This window comes from Clostridium aciditolerans (assembly GCF_016316925.1).
GTDB classification, from domain to species: domain Bacteria; phylum Bacillota; class Clostridia; order Clostridiales; family Clostridiaceae; genus Clostridium_AM; species Clostridium_AM aciditolerans.
Map to the genome: position 1 here is coordinate 99,268 of NZ_JAEEGB010000038.1, position 17,765 is coordinate 117,032.

Annotated in this window: 17 protein-coding genes and 1 riboswitch; of the genes, 13 read left to right on the forward strand and 4 right to left on the reverse strand. The window is 30.6% G+C overall.

Going from position 1 to position 17,765, the window contains the following annotated elements; translation table 11 throughout:
* The first annotated feature begins 16 nt into the window (after positions 1-16).
* From I6U51_RS21010 to I6U51_RS21025, 4 genes are all read left to right on the forward strand, one after another.
* The gene (locus tag I6U51_RS21010) at positions 17-223 is read left to right on the forward strand and encodes a hypothetical protein (RefSeq protein ID WP_211144515.1); all 207 of its coding nucleotides are present in this window, start codon (positions 17-19) and stop codon (positions 221-223) included.
* Between the two features lie 558 nt (positions 224-781).
* Entirely contained in the window at positions 782-952 is a 171-nt protein-coding gene (locus I6U51_RS21015) for a hypothetical protein (RefSeq protein WP_211144516.1), read from the forward strand.
* A 200-nt stretch (positions 953-1,152) separates the two neighbouring features.
* The gene (locus I6U51_RS21020; RefSeq protein WP_211144517.1) at positions 1,153-2,412 is read left to right on the forward strand and encodes a DNA polymerase Y family protein; all 1,260 of its coding nucleotides are present in this window, start codon (positions 1,153-1,155) and stop codon (positions 2,410-2,412) included.
* Positions 2,413-2,423: 11 nt separating this feature from the next.
* Entirely contained in the window at positions 2,424-2,687 is a 264-nt protein-coding gene (locus I6U51_RS21025; protein ID WP_211144518.1) for a hypothetical protein, read from the forward strand.
* Between the two features lie 158 nt (positions 2,688-2,845).
* On the opposite strand, the gene I6U51_RS21030 is transcribed toward I6U51_RS21025, so the two are convergent.
* A complete protein-coding gene (locus I6U51_RS21030) occupies positions 2,846-4,558 on the reverse strand; it encodes a methyl-accepting chemotaxis protein (RefSeq protein ID WP_211144519.1) in 1,713 nt (570 codons plus the stop codon).
* Positions 4,559-4,712: 154 nt separating this feature from the next.
* Between I6U51_RS21030 and I6U51_RS21035 the strand changes: the two genes are divergently transcribed.
* Entirely contained in the window at positions 4,713-4,865 is a 153-nt protein-coding gene (locus I6U51_RS21035; RefSeq protein ID WP_211144520.1) for a hypothetical protein, read from the forward strand.
* A gap of 92 nt (positions 4,866-4,957) precedes the next feature.
* On the opposite strand, the gene I6U51_RS25205 is transcribed toward I6U51_RS21035, so the two are convergent.
* Positions 4,958-5,089: a hypothetical protein gene (locus I6U51_RS25205; RefSeq protein ID WP_281396421.1), complete on the reverse strand. Its 132-nt coding sequence runs from the start codon at positions 5,087-5,089 to the stop codon at positions 4,958-4,960.
* A 199-nt stretch (positions 5,090-5,288) separates the two neighbouring features.
* A complete protein-coding gene (locus tag I6U51_RS21040; protein ID WP_211144521.1) occupies positions 5,289-5,570 on the reverse strand; it encodes a YmaF family protein in 282 nt (93 codons plus the stop codon).
* A gap of 691 nt (positions 5,571-6,261) precedes the next feature.
* Here I6U51_RS21040 and I6U51_RS21045 point away from each other — a divergent pair.
* From I6U51_RS21045 to I6U51_RS21075, 7 genes are all read left to right on the forward strand, one after another.
* Positions 6,262-7,059 carry a tetratricopeptide repeat protein gene (locus tag I6U51_RS21045; RefSeq protein WP_211144522.1) on the forward strand — a complete coding sequence of 266 codons (798 nt, stop codon included), beginning with the start codon at positions 6,262-6,264 and terminating at the stop codon, positions 7,057-7,059.
* A 649-nt stretch (positions 7,060-7,708) separates the two neighbouring features.
* A complete protein-coding gene (locus I6U51_RS21050; protein ID WP_211144523.1) occupies positions 7,709-8,173 on the forward strand; it encodes a hypothetical protein in 465 nt (154 codons plus the stop codon).
* 717 nt (positions 8,174-8,890) lie between these two features.
* Positions 8,891-10,339 carry an amino acid permease gene (locus I6U51_RS21055; RefSeq protein ID WP_211144524.1) on the forward strand — a complete coding sequence of 483 codons (1,449 nt, stop codon included), beginning with the start codon at positions 8,891-8,893 and terminating at the stop codon, positions 10,337-10,339.
* Positions 10,340-10,608: 269 nt separating this feature from the next.
* Positions 10,609-10,691: riboswitch (cyclic di-GMP riboswitch) on the forward strand.
* 111 nt (positions 10,692-10,802) lie between these two features.
* Positions 10,803-12,506: a methyl-accepting chemotaxis protein gene (locus tag I6U51_RS21060; RefSeq protein WP_211144525.1), complete on the forward strand. Its 1,704-nt coding sequence runs from the start codon at positions 10,803-10,805 to the stop codon at positions 12,504-12,506.
* Between the two features lie 263 nt (positions 12,507-12,769).
* A complete protein-coding gene (locus I6U51_RS21065; RefSeq protein WP_211144526.1) occupies positions 12,770-13,477 on the forward strand; it encodes a lantibiotic protection ABC transporter ATP-binding protein in 708 nt (235 codons plus the stop codon).
* Between the two features lies 1 nt (position 13,478).
* Positions 13,479-14,231 carry a lantibiotic immunity ABC transporter MutE/EpiE family permease subunit gene (locus I6U51_RS21070; RefSeq protein ID WP_211144527.1) on the forward strand — a complete coding sequence of 251 codons (753 nt, stop codon included), beginning with the start codon at positions 13,479-13,481 and terminating at the stop codon, positions 14,229-14,231.
* Positions 14,232-14,987 carry a lantibiotic immunity ABC transporter MutG family permease subunit gene (locus I6U51_RS21075; protein WP_211144528.1) on the forward strand — a complete coding sequence of 252 codons (756 nt, stop codon included), beginning with the start codon at positions 14,232-14,234 and terminating at the stop codon, positions 14,985-14,987.
* 184 nt (positions 14,988-15,171) lie between these two features.
* Here I6U51_RS21075 and I6U51_RS21080 read toward each other — a convergent pair whose 3' ends face one another.
* Positions 15,172-15,996 (reverse strand): AraC family transcriptional regulator, encoded by an 825-nt coding sequence (locus I6U51_RS21080; protein ID WP_211144529.1) that lies wholly within the window; start codon positions 15,994-15,996, stop codon positions 15,172-15,174.
* Positions 15,997-16,276: 280 nt separating this feature from the next.
* Between I6U51_RS21080 and I6U51_RS21085 the strand changes: the two genes are divergently transcribed.
* Complete coding sequence (locus I6U51_RS21085) at positions 16,277-17,755, forward strand: amino acid permease (protein WP_211144530.1); 1,479 nt, start codon at positions 16,277-16,279, stop codon at positions 17,753-17,755.
* Positions 17,756-17,765 lie beyond the last annotated feature (10 nt).

Here is a 17,765-nt window from a genome sequence, read left to right on the forward strand (position 1 = left end):
TTGGGGGTGTTTTGAAATGTATACAGCATTATTAAAGGAATTAGAGAAAAAAGGAAAAATTAAAGACGGTAGTATTGAATTTTACTCCGAGCATGGGAAATTAAAGATATTGATTGATAAAAACATACATATTATAAAAGATAACAACACACTAATTAAACTAATTAACAAAAATAATAAAATATCAAAAGCAGTGGATACTGCACTAGAAGCATATTTTTAAGAGTTTAAATAATGTGTTAAGTTCCAATGTTATAAGTAAAGTTAACGATAACTTTGATAAGTTAGAAAAATACGAAAGCAAATGAAATGGTCACAGAGCAAAGATTACAACTGTGTGACGTCAGTGAAGCACTCGGAGAAATCTGAGTGCTAATTTATTTTAAAATAAATTAGGAATATAATAAAATTGTCACAATGATGTAACAATCATCATTTATAATAGAAATTGTCCTAAGCTAATAAAGCTTAGAGGAAATATCCGAAATCCCTTTTTATTCAATAATATATTCATATAGGCACTGGTAGTAATACCGGTGCTTATTATTTTGCGAGATACTAATAGGAAAAATGAAACTGAAATAATGATAGTTACAAAGTTAATAAAATGAATATTAACAATATTTAAAAAATATAATATAATATTATTAGATAATAAGTTTTGTTAGTGGTTGATTTTAATTAAATCAATAGGCACCTTGGAGCACATACCCCTATATGCAAATCCATTATAATAAGGATTTTAATTTAGGTACAAAGTTAATTGTGGAGGTGTAGATAAATGACAGACTTAACATCTCAAGAACAATCAAATAAAGATGAAAATATTGATCAATCAATTGAAGTGTTGGAAGAATATGATGATACTTCATCAGAAAGTAATGCAGAGACTATAGCGTTAACTGTATTTGCAATTATTATTATGGGTATATTAATAGTTTTGTTTATGTAGAGCCTTAATGGGCTCTTTTTTCATTTCAAAAACAAACAGTAGATAAGATGGTGATACTGTAATATGAGTGACATAAGAGCTTAGGCTAAGAATAAAAATGCTGAAACTCATGGCTTTTTAACCAATAAATGGATTAACTACAAACATATGTTCGTATATAATGGAGTATATGTACGAATAATAGATTCAGGGTGATACTTATGAATGATAGCAAAAGAATTATATTCCATATCGATGTAAACTCTGCATTCTTATCATGGGAAGCAGCGTATAGATTACAGCAAGGAGAAAAAATTGATTTAAGAGAAATTTCCTCTGTAGTAGGTGGAAATGAAGAAAGTAGACACGGAATTGTGTTAGCAAAATCTATCCCTGCTAAAAAGTTTAACATTAAAACTGGTGAACCTTTGTTTACAGCAAGACAGAAATGTCCTGAACTAGTTGTAGTTCCACCACGTCACAATCTATATCTGCATTGTAGCGATTCATTGGTGGAAATATTAAAAGATTATACTCCCATAGTACAAAGATATTCTATTGATGAATGCTTTTTAGATTTTACTAATATGGAGCATATATATTCTGATATTATAAAACTAGCCAATGATATAAGAGAGCGTGTTAAGAGAGAACTTGGATTTACTGTAAATATAGGTATCTCCAATAACAAACTGCTTGCAAAAATGGCATCAGATTTTAAAAAACCAGACAAAGTTCACACACTATTTCCAGAAGAAATAAAAAGTAAAATGTGGCCTCTTCCTGTTGAAGATTTATTTTTTGTTGGCAGAGCTACACTTCCTAAGTTGAATAAGCTAAATATTTTCACAATAGGTGATTTAGCAAACTATGATTTAAATATTATGAAGAGTATATTTAAAAGCCATGGAGTTATGATCTGGAATTATGCAAATGGCATAGATAACAGTGAAGTAAGAAAAAGTAACAAAGTCGAAGTAAAGAGTATAGGTAATTCAACCACATTGCCTTTTGATGTGAAAGATAAAGAAACTGCACATAAAATTCTACTATCCCTTGCTGAAACAGTAGGAATGCGACTTAGAAAATCACAAAACTGTTGTAAGTTAGTTGCTATATATCTTAGAGATGCTGACTTCATAAGCTACTCCCATCAAATAAAGTTATATTGTCCAACAGATTCTACTAAAATAGTTTCGAGAATATGTTTCCAATTATTTGATGAATGTTGGAAATATAGACCTTTAAGAAGTTTAGGAGTATCAGTTGGTGAACTCTGTAGCAATGATTTTTGCCAGTCATCTATTTTTGATGATCCTAATTTAGAAAAGAATAGATCTATTGATAAGGCTATGGATTCTATTCGTTTAAAGTATGGTAATAACTCTGTTATAAGAGGTACCTTTTTACACTCAGGGATTCATCCTACTACTGGTGGTACAGAATCCGAAGACTATCCTATTATGTCAAGTATTTTATAAGGAGATAAATTATGAGAGTAGTTGCAAGATCAATAGATATGGTAGCATGGTTTGATAAAAATGGAGTGCCGAATCCGGTAAGATTTAGGTTAGATAGAGAGGAAGATGAGTCTATTATTATAAAAATAGATAAGATTATTACTAGGGATAAAGAGAAGCTAGCAGGAAATCATATGCTTATTTTTAACTGCCAAGGATGTATTAATGGAGCGCAAAAGCTATTTGAAATTAAATATGAGTTAAGTACATGTAAATGGATATTGTATAAAATATGAAGGTTAAATAAAAGAAGTTAAATAGTATTGCAAACATAAGAGTTTCATAGGTTTGAAGCTCTTATGTTTTTTTGATAATACTATAAATGCTGCATAAAACTATGTATATACATTTATTAATGATACAAACTTTAGTTAATTTACAAAATAAAGATAATTTAAACCTTAAATTTTTGTATCATATTGTTAAGCTTCTGTGCAAGTTCAGCTTGTGCTTGGGCAGATTTTGATACTTCATCAACAGCCATTGTTATTTCATTTATGCTATTTGATATTTCTTCAGAGCTAGATACAGATTCTTCAGATACTGCTGACACATTTTGAATGTTGCTAGACACTTGGTTTATTGTTTCGCTAATTTGTGTTGCTGCTGATGCTATATCTTCAGACATATTGCTAATGAACTCCGAATCATTTTCATACTGAATTCCCGTTTTTAATAACAATTCATAGCTTGGTTTCACATTATTTGTAATGTAAGCAAGTATTTGATTTCCACTATCTGATAAGTTATCAAAGGCTGATTTAACCTGTTTAACCATGTCTTGAATTTGTGTAACAGCATAAGATGATTGCTCGGCAAGTTTTCTAACTTCATCTGCTACTACGGCAAATCCCTTGCCCTGCTCACCAGCTCTGGCAGCCTCTATTGCTGCATTTAAAGCTAGAAGATTAGTTTGTTTTGATATATTTGCTATGGTATCTGCCATTACTTTTATTTCTTCAACTATTTTACCCTCTTCTATAGCTCGTATAATATTGTCATGTTTCTCGCTATAGGTCTTATTTCCAATATCTATTTCTTTTTCTGCTCTAGCTTTTATGTCAATAGCACGTTTTCTGATCTCTCTTACTGAAACAGCTGAATTCATTGACTTGCTTGCAAGGTCACCTGTTGTTGAGCTTATCTCTTCTGTTGAAGCACTGATTTCTTCTGTGACAGCGCTTAAATCTTGCGTGCCTTTTACTATTTGTTCTGTTGATTCATTTACTGCTTCCATATTTGCTGAAATTTCTTCAGTTGTAGCTGACAATTCTTCACTTGCAGCACTTATATCGCTAGCGCTGATAATTATATCGGAGATCAAATCTCTCACATTGTTACTTGCACTGTTTAATGATTTAGCGAGGTCTCCTATTTCATCTTTAGAATCAATATGTATTGTTTGAGTTAAATCACCTGATCCAAGAGCTTCAGCAAATGCTACTACCTGTTTCAATTGTTTTGAGATTATAGAAGCGATTATAAGTCCTAGCACAATTGCTATAAATAAGCCAAATATAATTACGGCGATCACAGTGATAAGAGATGTTCTATATATGGAATTATTTTTCTCATAATCTTTTTGAGCTAAATCCATATTAAAGTCAACATATTTATTTAGAACCTCAGCCATCTTAATTCTTGTTACATCTGCTTTATGAAAAGCAGCTAGCGCCTCATCATTCCTGTTAGCTTTTACAGATTTTATAACCTCTTCCCTAGATGTTCTATAATCCTGAAGAAGTCCAGTAAACTGTGAATACATTTCTCTATCTTGCTCTGTTGTAATAGTACTTTGGTAATCGGAAAGAAGTTTATCATTTTTATCCTTTAGTTGATTAATTTCGTTTTCAAGACTTTGAACTTTATTCGTATCTTTCTCGTATACTAATGATAATATATCTGTATGGATTTGCAAAACGTTTTGCTTTATTTCTCCTATAGTTTTTACACCCATCAAATCTACTTTATACATAGAAACAGAATTTGAATTTATTCTTGACATATTATACATACCTATAAAGCCTACTATGCCTATAAATAATGCAATTAAAGTAAAAGTGGATATTAATTTTTTAGCGATTTTAAAATTATTAAACCATTTCATAAAAATAATGCCTCCTAAAAATAAATATAATTAATTTTCGACTGTATTCGAGAAATATTTATATAGAAATATTTGGATAGAGAATATTTAACGATTTTAATGGCATAGTATATTTTAAGGAGTATTAATAATTATCTATAGGGAGCTGGTAATATTGCAGATAGATTTATCAGAAAAAGAAATAAAATTATTAAAAAAAGCTATTATATCTACAGTTTCTATGGCATCAATATTAGACTTGAATGGAACTGAAGAACTGAGTGCTATATATGATAAATTAGATGAAACCAATGAACTGTCTGAATAAAAATACTGAAGGAAAGCTTAAAAAAACATAACTTCAGCCCAAGCCGCAGTTATGTTTAATTAATTTAATTATATATTTATTATTAATTTTATCTATGATAGTGATGATAATATGGATAAATGGTGATTACCATGATGGTGATGATGGTGGCGAGCATCATCTAAATTTTGATTAAGATCCTGTTCAAAGTCCTGTTCAAAGTCCTGGTTTTCGTTTCTATACATTAATAAGCCTCCATAAAATTTTTTACACAATACATAATATGCAGGGGTAAAAAAGGTTACTAAATTAAAAAAAGAAGGTGAGAGACTTATATTAGCTCTGCGAAGTATTTATAGAGAAAAGAAGGATATATAGTTACAAAAGTTGTTGCAATAAAATATGACAGCTACGTTGAAGTAGTAATATAAATATTCTCTTAAATTAGTCAGCGCTTGTATAGCCACTCATATAGTGAATGTGGCCATCTTCAAATTCTACCCTAGTTCTAAAGGAATGATAATGACGTCCATCTGGTAGATCTATTGCAGGGCTTGTTTCAGTAACATAATTGTGTTCATGACCATCATTAAAAGTTGTAATACCCCTCATACCGTGATTGTGGGGGACTCCACTTTGTGCTTTAGAAGTGATTCCGCCATAATGGTGAATATGACCTTGATTATATGTTGTCGCACCTGAATAACTGTGAGAATGCTTAGGCATTGAAATTCCTCCAAGTTAATTTATACATAAAATAATATATGCTTATCTTAACCATAATGTTACACTTGAAAAATTATGATTAAAGTTGTGTTAGCCACAACAGAGATTACAAACTGCATGGTAAAAGTAAAGCACTTGAGAAGGTATGAGTGCTTATTATTTACAAGTTGTTAAAAAAGTATATAATTATTTAACAGCAATGACACATTTATGTAACAATTAGTATTTATAATAATAGTTATCCTAAGTTACCCAAACTTATAGGAAACATTAATGGTCCCCTTTAAAATACATATTTGATAAAGCACTGGTAGAAATACTGGTGCTTATTTTTTACAAAGTCTTAACATGAAGATAACTCATATTATACAATTTGATGTTACTATAAATGTGAGGGCAAAACTAAACATTAAAATATAAAGATTATAGCTAATTACCAACCTTATAATTAAATATATTCGAAAAGGCATTAGTAGAAATACTAGTGCCTTTTCATTTCATAATAAAGTTCTATTAGATAGTGCTATAAGTGTTTATTTTCAAGTACTAGATTTAGAAAATCTTTTGGATATATGTAAAATAGAAAAACAAAGAAAGAAAAAAGATAATTCAATAAAAAACTCCTATTTTCCCAGTGCTTGTCATGCAAGTTGCCTTTATGCTATAATATGGTTCTGTAGGGGGGATTTGTATGAAAAAAGTATTAATTAGTATATTCATTGGTATCTTTACATTTATGCTAGTTGGTTGTGCTCCTAAAGGAGATCCATCACAGGTTATGAAAGATTATTACCAAAATATTAAAGATGGCAATATAGAAGGTGCTTATGATAAATTGTCAGAGGCAAGTAAAAAGAATTTTTCTAAAGAAGATTTCATTAAGTGGCAAAGCGTTTCAAAGGAAACTAGTCAATTAAAGGATTTCAAGGTAGAAAAGTCTAATGAATATAAAGATAAAGAGTTAGACGGTTTAAAATTTAAAAATGTTGTAGAATTTAATATTACAGAAAAGCTTCAAGACTTATTTGAGAATAAAGAGAATTCATCAAACTATAAAAGGAATGTTGTAAATGACAATGGAACATGGAAAGTATATAGAGGAAAAGAAAATGGTAAAGAAAAGGTTGCAGATGCATTAAATAATCTTGCAATAATGTATTTACAGGGAAAAGGTAAGACAAAGGATTTAAATCAAGCAGCGATCTTGTTGAATGAAGCTTTAAAATATGATAAGGAATGTACAAATGCTTATTTCTCACTTGGAGTAGTATATTCTGATTTAGGAAGATATGATGAGTCTATTAACTTAATAAATACTTTTATATCCAAAGAAAAAGACAATAATAGAAAATCTCTTGGATATAATGCTCTGGGGAATAACTACTTAGGAAAAAATGATAAAAATAAGGCTAAAGAATTTTATAATAAAGCATTAGAACTAGATCCAAATAATCAATATGCTAAAACAAATTTGCAATATACAGAATAAGTTAAAGAGAACTACATTTATTGTTTAAATGTAGTTCTTTTTGTATAGATATAAGGTAAAAATATGTCTCAAGAACTGGGTGCGAGAATGACATTATAAGTAAATGCAGGCTTTAGTTATCAAGTAATTTTTTTAATAACCGGATTTAAATAAGTATAGAAGATATATACTAGTAACTAAAAAAAACAGGGATTTTCATCCCTGGCATAAAGATTGTATCAACTGTATCAATATCACGGCAATATTAAAACTGTTTATTGACAGCAAATATTACTATTAAAAGATATGCATCCAATGATACAACCTTTACAAAAATAGAATATGCAGAATTGAGATTATTATTCTGGTAAATATAGGTTATAGCAATTGGGAAGTAATCTACTATATAAATTAAAAGAGTCTTGACGAACGGCTTCACCAAACCTAAGAATCAAAGAAATAATGCTCCAAAGGCTGTGGGAGAGATACTTAAACAAAGTTTAATATTAGTTTAAATAATACGTGAAGTGATATATATAATAAAATCAAATTTTACTAAATACATAGCATAGTTGTATAATTTACTTAAGAATCAAGGGCTCGAGTCTGATAAAAGTCACCATTATATCCAGATATTTTAAGTGAATATAATATGTAAGGAGCTGAGATTTTGGATTGTGATGCATTAAAAGCTCTATCTGAAGAAGTACGAGAAAGGTACTTAAGAGAGCAATTAGGCTCAGAGAAATGCAAGATTTTGGATAAGTATAATCTGCGCTCTAATTCTCGTCTTTATTGGGAAAGATATCAAGAGAAATATCCAGTGCAAGAGTATTTTAGCAATAAGTTTGCAATGAAAGCTACACCGCTAGGAATGATTTTTCATATAAACCGATTATGTTTTGCAAAGGTTAAGTATTTTGAACAGCATTGGGATGAATACGTTCCCTGCATATATGATTGTAGGAAGGGTTTTATAGAGACTGAGATTTATGATATGGAATTCATAAAACAAAAAAGCACGGGTATTGTTATAGATTTAAGAGAACTGGCGAAGATTCATTGGCTAAAGGATTTTAAAGATTTTTGTGCATATTTAGAGAAGATGCAGGAAAATGTACTTAAAGTTGTTTAAAATTTAAATATGATTTATAAAAGAGTAATTACTTATAGATGTGATTACTCTTTTTAATACGTCAAAAATGATGGGTAGTTTCAAAAGCAAAAATAACACTCAGATAAAGAGGAAACATAAAAGGTTGATTTTAGGATAAAACAACATAAAAAACTTAAAAGAATGGTTAAAAGGTAATGAATAGTTTATAGTGGAGATATTGTGTAAGTGCTTTAAGAACTGAATTAATATTAATTGTAAAAAATATACAAACATATTAGACAAAAGTGAGTTTGACTCATTGAGTATTAGATCATACATAGAAAAAATAAAAAACACGTAATATTCAAATAAATGAAGATTATATAAAAAACATTGAATTATTTTTGTAATATTCTTGAAGTATCCTGATTTTATATTTTGATAAATAATACACATTTATTTATTAAATTTATGATTTAACATATACAAAATTAAAATTTTACACTGATTAGTACAAAATATAAAATTAAATTAACAAATCTGCAATAAAAAGTTTACATATTAAATATTGAAATTTTACACTAATATCCAGTCGAAAATGAATAAACAGTAAACAACACATAAAAAAGCTCTTCAAAAATGTCGTTGTCAAGCAAATAAATCCATGATATCATATGTAACAATAAAGTGATTTGAATAATTCATTAATGATTTAAATGATTCATTTTGAATTTCATTTAAGGAGGAAAGAAAAGAATGGAGAGCAATAACAAGAAATTAGGTTGGAGCAACCTTGCCTTGATGGCCTTTGTAAGTGTTTGGGGATTCGGAAATGTAGTAAACGGTTTCGCAAGTCAAGGTATGAAGGTAGTTGTTTCATGGATATTAATGTTCTCATTGTATTTTGTACCATATGCATTAATGGTAGGAGAAATGGGATCAACTTTTAAAGATAGTAAGGGTGGAGTAAGCTCATGGATTAAAACAACATCTGGTGCAAAATTAGCTTTTTTAGCTGGTTGGACATACTGGGTAGTTCACGTTCCTTACTTAGCTCAAAAGCCACAGGGAGTATTAATAGCTTTAGGATGGGCTGTTAATCAAAATGGATCTATGGTTAAAAATATGAATCCAATGATTCTACAGTCAATGTGTTTAGTAATTTTCTTATTATTTTTATGGATATCATCAAAGGGTGTAAACTCAATAAAGAGAATTGGTACTATAGCAGGTACGTCAATGTTTGTTATGTCAATTCTTTATGTAATATTGGCTATAGCAGCACCAGCTATAACTACTGCTCATACATACCACATCGACTTCAGCATGAAGTCATTAATGCCAGACTTTAACTTTGATTACTTAACAACTTTAGCAATATTAGTATTTGCAGTTGGTGGATGTGAAAAGATATCACCATATGTAAACAATATGAAAAATCCTTCAAAGGACTTCCCTAAGGGAATGATAGCTCTTGCAGTAATGGTTGCTGTAACGGCATTACTTGGTTCCTTTGCAATGGGAATGATGTTTGATCCAAACAATATTCCAAAAGACTTAATGATGAATGGTGCATACTATTCATTCCAGAAATTAGGACAATACTATGGATTAGGAAACTTTTTCTTAATAATATATGCAATTGCAAACACACTAGCACAAATTTCAGCTTTAGCATTCTCAATAGATGCTCCAATAAAAGTTTTATTAGCTGACGTTGATAACAGATTCATACCAAAGTCTTTAACTAAGATTAATGAAAATGGTACACCAGTTAACGGATATAAGTTAACTGCAGTATTAGTTGGAACACTTATAATAGTGCCTGCACTTGGAATAGGTGATATGACATCATTATTTAACTGGCTATTAAGATTAAATGCGGTAGTTATGCCATTAAGATACTTATGGGTATTCTTTGCTTATATGGCATTAAAGAAAGCTGCAGAAGGTAAGTTTCAGGCAACTTATCAGTTCACTAAAAACAAGACATTTGGATTCCTAGCAGGATTATGGTGCTTTGGATTTACAGCCTTTGCTTGTATAATGGGTATGTTCCCTAAGGGAGTTAAAACTTACTCAAGTGAATGGTACTTCCAAATAACACTTAATGTATTAACTCCAATCATATTATTAGGATTAGGATTAATACTACCAATGATAGCTAAAAAGACAAATAAAGAAACTGAAAATACAGCAGCATAAACTGGATTCTTAGCTCCAGGTGGAGCTTAGAAGGCGTTACCCAGGGCCGTAGGCATCGGATAAAAATTAACTCCCTAGTTAAAGGTAAATAAAACCTTTAGTTAGGGAGTTTTTAAGTATTATAATAACTACGCTTTTAACTGAATTTAATGGAAAAATTTTAAAGAATAAAATTGTCCACTAGAACTTTATGCAAATGAAATGGCAAAAATTGTTGAAAATAAAAGTCGTATATGGTAAAATATCCATGGTTTATATTAGTTATAATTTAATTATATGGAAACGATGAAGAGCTTTCTATAAATGGGCACCTTGAAAGCTTTGAGTTAGTGGTGCAACCGGCCTATATTTATTGAACAGATATTATAATTTTGTCTGCTTATAATTTAGGTCTTTTTTTATGATTATATATTTTTGGAGAGGAGGGAGTATATGATGTAGTAAACTACATCATATAAAGTGTATGGGGAAATTAGGACTAAAAATACTAAAAAGAGTAGGATTAATATTTATTTTTTCAATGATCATATTGTTTGCAGCTAATTTATTTATATTTAGGAATGTGTCTTTAAAGATACAAGAGGATGTAGCAAGCTGTGCTAGTAAAGCAGCAAGTTCTGTAAATGGGGATAATGTAGAAAAGATTATTAAAAATAAGTCTATGAACAGTAAGGAGTATAAAGAACTAAAGGACTCTCTCATAGCCTATAAAAATGATACAGATGTAAAATTTTTATATATTATGGGGAAAGGAGAAGATAACAGTGCCTACACTTTAGTGGATGGAAACATAAAGAGAAGTGACAATATTGGACAAAAATACGACTTGGAAAAAGAGATGTCTGAGGCATTTGACGGAAAAATAACTTCTTCAAAAAATCCTGTGGAAGATAAAGACGGCATACTTATATCTGGATATGCACCTATTAAAAACTCTTCAGGTAAGATTATAGCTATTATGGGAGCGGATATAGATGTACACTTACATACATATACTAAAAAGATTATGTACATAAGTCTTATAGCTACAGCTTTTATTATGTCTATTTTCGCTGCTTTAATGACTTTTAGCTTATCAAAGAAAATATCATCAAATGTAGGAAAAATCAAATATGGACTTGATAAAATGTCTCAAGGGGACTTAACAACTTCTATAAACGTTAAGAGTGGAGATGAAATTGAGGATATAGCCACATATGTTGATAAAGTCAGAATGGATATTAAAAAAATTATTGAAGATATAGGGTTAGGCTCAAATAGAGTAAGGCAGCAGACAGAAAGTCTATCTGCTGTATCAGAGGAATTAGCAGTCGCTTCTGAAGCAGTTGCCGCATCCATTGATGAGGGTGCAGGAAATCTAAGTGCACAGACGGAAGAAATGTCCATCGTGAGTAACATATTAGATGCTTTTGGAGGGAAAGTCAATCAAATTTCATCATTAGCAGAGATGTTAAATTCAGAAATTAAAATTATAAATAATAAGGCACAGGATAGCAATGAGGATTTAGCAATTTTTGAACAATCAATTAAGGATGTAAATTTATCTTTTAATGATGTAAGAGATAAAATAAAAGGCTTTAATATGCACTTAGATGAAATTAGTAAAATAACTAATATAATAAATGGCATTGCAGATCAAACTAATTTGCTTGCCTTAAACGCAGCTATTGAGGCTGCAAGTGCTGGAGAAGGAGGAAGAGGCTTCTCAGTGGTTGCAGAAGAAATAAGAAAGCTAGCAGAACAATCAAAGAATTCATCACAGAAGATAACTGCCTTAATTGAAGTTATCTTACATGAGGGAGAGTTAATTGCTGAGACATCAGATGATATGAATGATAAGCTTAACAATCAGGTGATAAAGCTTGATAGATCTACAAATAGTCTTAAAATGGTTATCAATTATATAGAAGGGATTTTTCCTAAGATTAGTGATATACACAGTAATATAGTTGTTATTAATGAAGAAAAGCAAAATATAATAGAAGATACTAAAGCTATATCTTCTGCATTAGAGAATGTTTCATCTTCTGTAGAAGATATATCATCTTCTACTCAGGAGGTAAGTGCTTCTTCGCAAGAAATAGCAGCCTCAGCTGAGCAACTAACTGATATAACACAGCAAATGGTAAAAAATATAGATAAATTTCAAATTTCTGAAGAAAAATAAAACTTTATATAGCTTAACAAAGGTTATATTAAATGCAAAAACTAAAGCGTAAGCAATAAATAGTTATATATATGTGAAACTACCAATTTCAATAAAAATAATAGAGAATTTATTATAAGAGCCTGTATTCTAAGCTAGATGCAGGCTCTTTGATGTATTCAAAAATTGCATTTAATGTGGAATTATGATCTTTTAATTTTTCATTCCTTATAGAATCCTTATAATTACCTATTATGATTTAATTGTACAGGAGGTTGGTAAGAATGAAGGATTTAATTTTAGAAACAAAAAATCTTTGTAAAACATTTAAGGAACAAAAGGTAGTACAGGATATATCACTGTCGGTAAGAAGAAATTCTATCTATGGATTGCTTGGGCCTAATGGAGCAGGAAAATCTACAACTTTAAAAATGATAACTGGAATGCTTCGTCCAAGCAGTGGAGAAATTTTATTTGAAAATAAACCTTGGAGCAGAAAGAGCTTAAGCAATATGGGGGCATTAATTGAGTCAGCACCACTTTATGAGAATCTCACCGCAAGAGAAAATCTGAAGGTCCGTACCACAGTTCTAGGATTGCCTGATGACAGGATTGATGAAGTATTGCATATAGTTGACTTAGAAAACACAGGGAAAAAGCAGGCCCATCAATTTTCTATGGGAATGAAGCAGAGACTAGGTATTGCAATTGCTCTTATTAATCATCCAAAGCTGCTGATTTTAGATGAGCCTACTAATGGATTAGATCCCTTTGGAATACAGGAACTTCGGGAATTAATTCGTTCTTTCCCAGAACAGGGAATTACAGTGATTCTGTCAAGCCATATCTTAAGCGAGGTAGAACAGATAGTTGACCAGATTGGAATTATCTCAGGAGGTATCTTAGGATATCAAGGAGATATAAAGCAGGGACAGGATTTAGAACAATTATTTATGGAAGTTGCGGGAAAATATAGAAGGGAAGGGGAATAATATGTATTCTTATTTTAAATCAGAAGAGTTGAAAATGAAGCATACCTTTGCAAGAAAGCTTATTTTTCTAGCACCAATTTTTACAATACTGATTTCCCTGGTTTTAGCTCCTATGTATTTTCAAATAGACTGCTATAACTGGTGGTATACCATGATACTTCCAGGGAGTATATCTTTAGGATGCACGTTAGTTGCCGCTAAGGATAAGAAGATGAAAAATAGGGCAGTACTTTCATTGCCAATTAATCTTAAAAAGGTATGGATATCGAAAGTGCTTGTATGCACAGCTATGCTTATTGGGGCTTCTGTGATTCTTTTCTTGGGAAGTTCAGTTCTAGGAGGCATTCTTAATTTAAATGAAATAATAAAAGTTCCAATCTTCAATAAATTGGTAGCAGTTTTGCTTCTAGTAATTGCCTTCTTATGGCAAATTCCACTTTGCTTATTTCTTGGCAGTAAGATTGGAATGTTTCCAACCATATTGATTAATATTATTGCTTATATGATATTGGGAATATTAGCTGCCACAAAAAGCATTTGGTGGATAATACCTTATGCAATTCCAGCTAGACTAATGTGTCCAATTCTAAAGGTACTGCCAAATGGGCTTCCGGCTGTAGAGGGAAGTATGACATTTAGACCGGAGTTATTATCTAACAGTGTGATTTTGCCTGGAGTCATCATTACAGTAATTCTATTTATTATCTTGACAATAGTAACTGCAAAATGGTATGAAGGGCAGGAGGCAAAATAGATGAAGACATTTTTTAGACTTATAAGGGCAGATTTTCAAAAAATCCGTCGTAGTCCACTGTATTGGATTCATATTGTGATTCCAATGCTGATGGTAATACTGTTTCTTTCCTATTATTCCTTTTCCAGCGCAAGTAGCCATGGGAAGGTAGGAGGATATATAGAGGTTTTAGCAATAGGATTTCCACTCCTAATTGGTATTATCAGCGCCAATGCTGTAGAACAGGAAGCTTTAGCAGGACGTTTTCAAGAGCTTTTAATGGCAAGATATAAATTAATGAGTTTTTTTAGCAAGTTGTGTATGCTGCTTTTGCTGGCATTTGGAGCTCTTCTTGCAGCGGTAGGTGGTTTTGCTTTCGGATTTCAATTTTTGCTTCATCAAAATATGTTTTCAATTGTTTTTTATGGAAAGATGATTTTGATCTTGTTTTCCAGCCAGATTTTTCTGTATTTATTACATATTCTATGCAGCTTTCGCTTTGGATCAGGAGCTTCTATAGGACTTGGAATTGCAGAAAGTTTGGTTGCTGCCCTTATGCTTACGGGCCTTGGGGATGGAATCTGGAAGTGGATTCCCTGCAGCTGGGGTGCAAGACTTTGTAACTATTACATGCTATGGAACACTAATAATAGCGGTATTAGTATCTTTATGAAGGAGTCTGAAAGTGGGGTGTTGATTTGCTTTGTCATGACAGTACTTTTGCTTTTGAGCAGTTTTCTTTGGTTTCGCTATTTTGAAGGAAGAAATGAAAATTAAAGCTTAGATATATGACAGTAAAATGATTTAAAAATTAATGCACCAATAGAGGCGTACATGAGGTACGCCAAGAACCCCCAGGGTTCCTTAATTGTTAGCAATTTGTTTTGATACAGACATACATATCATTATTAGATCCCTCTAACAATAAACAAAAGGATATAAGTCACTAAAATCTATTATCTTACTTTTTCGTATACTTTCCTCTAAACTCATTAGGGGTAATACCAATATACTTTTTAAATATTTTTGAGTAATACTCTGGACTACTAAAGCCCACTAAAGAACTAATAGTTGAAATTGAAAAGCTAGATTTTCTTAACAAGTCTTGAGATTTACTTAACCTAAAATTAATTAAATACTGTTGAGGACTAATGTTCATAACATCTCTAAAGCATTTGAAAAAATGACTTCTATCTATATTTAAACTCTTGGAAATTTCAGTTACGGAAATTTGCTTGTTGTAATTTTCTTCAATAAATTCAACAGCTTTATCAGTATAGATTTCTTTAGGATTACTTAGCTTATTAGATTCATTCTCATATTCTTTAATAAGCTTACCAAAAACCTGATATAAAAATCCTAAGGAGCTAAAATAATCTCCATTTTTAAAAGAGAGGTAGATATTTAAAAAGTTATCCTTTAATCCATTTTCAAAATCATAGGCAAATGTATAATTGCCATCGTAAAATCCACTCATTTTGAGTAATTTCTTACATTCTGTTCCATTAAAACCTACCCATCTGTAAACCCATGGATTATCTGAATCTGGATAATAATTATTATCTTTATAAGGTGGAATAAAAAATCCATCTCCTTTTTTTAAGTGATGCTTTACTCCATCCATTATAAAGTAACCTTCTCCATCAATTATGTAATGAAGGAGATAATAATTAATATGAATATACTCAAAGGGCTTTGTTGGGGCGCAATATTCATAACCACATTCATAAATAAACATTTCTTTACTTGGTCTTACATTTGTCTTTAAAATATCTACTTTATCCAAAAGATATCACCTTTCTTTTTTCTTTTAAAATATCTTGAAAAAATAACTAGTCAATAAGCTTGTCCTCATTAGTACAAATGGTTAATATGCAACATAAGTACAATTAGGCAAAACATAACAATATGGAAGTAGTTGTGTAAAGGATTTATAATTTTATTATAGTATATGATATATCAGATTATTTTTAAAGTTCAATTAAAAAAACACTAGTGTAAAAATCCGAGATTTAACAATTATTTATCTAAATTTTTATTTATTATAAAATAAAAGGGGTGATAAAATGGAAGATTCAAGAAGAACATTAACTAGTAAAGCATTACTACTAATGACTTTTACAGCAGTATTCTCATTTAACAATATTGTAAATAACAGTATTAGTATTGGACTAGCGTCAATACCGTCTTTCTTATTTGCAACAATTGTATATTTCTTTCCTTTTGCTTTAATGATTGGAGAGTTTTCTTCTGCTAATGAAAACTCAGAATCAGGAGTGTATAGTTGGATAAAAACTTCCCTTGGCGGCAAATGGGCTTTTTTAGGAGCTTGGTCTTATTTCTTCGTTAACTTATTCTTTTTTACTTCTTTACTACCTCAGATTTTAATTTATGCTTCCTATACCTTATTTGGGAAAAATGTCTTTTCAGGAAATAATCAGACACTAATAATTTCACTGATCTCTATAGTATTTTTCTGGTTGGCTACCTATGTGTCAATTAAGGGTGTTGATTGGGTATCAAAGGTAACTAACATTTCTGGTGTAGCTAGATTAGTCTTAGGTATTGGATTTATCGTTTTAGCTTTTGGAGCCGTAATTTTTCTAGGTAAAGGTTCTGCTCAAAGCTTTACAGCTCAAACTGTAGCTCCTAAATATAATTGGACCTATTTTATGACCTTAGCTTGGATACTTCAAGCAGTTGGAGGAGCGGAGAGTATAGGTGTTTATGTAAAGGATATCAAGGGTGGAAACAAAGTATTTGTAAGAACTATTTTAATAAGCACCTTAGCAATTGGTATAATTTATAGCTTAGGCTCTGTGGCTATTGGGTTAATAGTTCCAAAAGAAACTTTACAAGGAAACTTTTCAAATGGATTATTTGATGCTTTTAAAATATTAGGTGCTAACTATGGTATGTCAAATATTATAACAAATTTTGTTGGTTTTATAATGTTACTATCAAGTTTAGGATCATTAGTTATTTGGACCGTAGCACCAGTAAAGATTTTGTTTTCAGAAATTCCAGAGGGCATATTTGGTAAATGGATTGCTGAAACAGATGATAGAGGCAATCCTAAGAATGCATTACTTGTTCAGGCTGTTGTAGTAACAATATTATTAATTGTTCCAGCACTAGGAATTGGTTCTTTAGATAGCTTTCTAAGTACACTAATTAACATGACAGCTGCAACTTCATTAATTCCTGTATTATTCCTTTTTGTATCCTATATAGCGTTAAGATACAAGAAAGATTATATAAAAAGAGAATTTAAGCTAGGAAATAGAAAAACAGGAATTGCTATAGGAATAATGCTGCTAATATTATTCTTATTTACCTTCCTTATATCAATTATTCCTGAACCTAAAGTAATCATAGATTATTTGAATGGTGTTGATTTAGGTAAAGGCTCAGCAAATCCAATGTTTGTATTAGTATATAATGTGCTAGGTGTTGTGATATTCTTAGGTTTCGCATTAATTTGCTATAACAGATATGAAAAGAGTCTTAAAAAAATAGAAACAAAGGAGACTATAAAAAAATAATAAACCTTAA

Excerpts from the sequence above, each read along its gene's own strand:
- I6U51_RS21045 (WP_211144522.1), top strand. The coding sequence starts at position 6,262 with ATGAAAAAAGTATTAATTAGTATATTCATTGGTATCTTTACATTTATG.
- I6U51_RS21085 (WP_211144530.1), top strand. The coding sequence starts at position 16,277 with ATGGAAGATTCAAGAAGAACATTAACTAGTAAAGCATTACTACTAATG.
- I6U51_RS21010 (WP_211144515.1), top strand. The coding sequence starts at position 17 with ATGTATACAGCATTATTAAAGGAATTAGAGAAAAAAGGAAAAATTAAA.
- I6U51_RS25205 (WP_281396421.1), bottom strand. The coding sequence starts at position 5,089 with ATGTATAGAAACGAAAACCAGGACTTTGAACAGGACTTTGAACAGGAT.
- I6U51_RS21060 (WP_211144525.1), top strand. The coding sequence starts at position 10,803 with ATGGGGAAATTAGGACTAAAAATACTAAAAAGAGTAGGATTAATATTT.
- I6U51_RS21025 (WP_211144518.1), top strand. The coding sequence starts at position 2,424 with ATGAGAGTAGTTGCAAGATCAATAGATATGGTAGCATGGTTTGATAAA.
- I6U51_RS21075 (WP_211144528.1), top strand. The coding sequence starts at position 14,232 with ATGAAGACATTTTTTAGACTTATAAGGGCAGATTTTCAAAAAATCCGT.
- I6U51_RS21015 (WP_211144516.1), top strand. The coding sequence starts at position 782 with ATGACAGACTTAACATCTCAAGAACAATCAAATAAAGATGAAAATATT.
- I6U51_RS21070 (WP_211144527.1), top strand. The coding sequence starts at position 13,479 with ATGTATTCTTATTTTAAATCAGAAGAGTTGAAAATGAAGCATACCTTT.
- I6U51_RS21055 (WP_211144524.1), top strand. The coding sequence starts at position 8,891 with ATGGAGAGCAATAACAAGAAATTAGGTTGGAGCAACCTTGCCTTGATG.
- I6U51_RS21040 (WP_211144521.1), bottom strand. The coding sequence starts at position 5,570 with ATGCCTAAGCATTCTCACAGTTATTCAGGTGCGACAACATATAATCAA.
- I6U51_RS21065 (WP_211144526.1), top strand. The coding sequence starts at position 12,770 with ATGAAGGATTTAATTTTAGAAACAAAAAATCTTTGTAAAACATTTAAG.
- I6U51_RS21030 (WP_211144519.1), bottom strand. The coding sequence starts at position 4,558 with ATGAAATGGTTTAATAATTTTAAAATCGCTAAAAAATTAATATCCACT.
- I6U51_RS21020 (WP_211144517.1), top strand. The coding sequence starts at position 1,153 with ATGAATGATAGCAAAAGAATTATATTCCATATCGATGTAAACTCTGCA.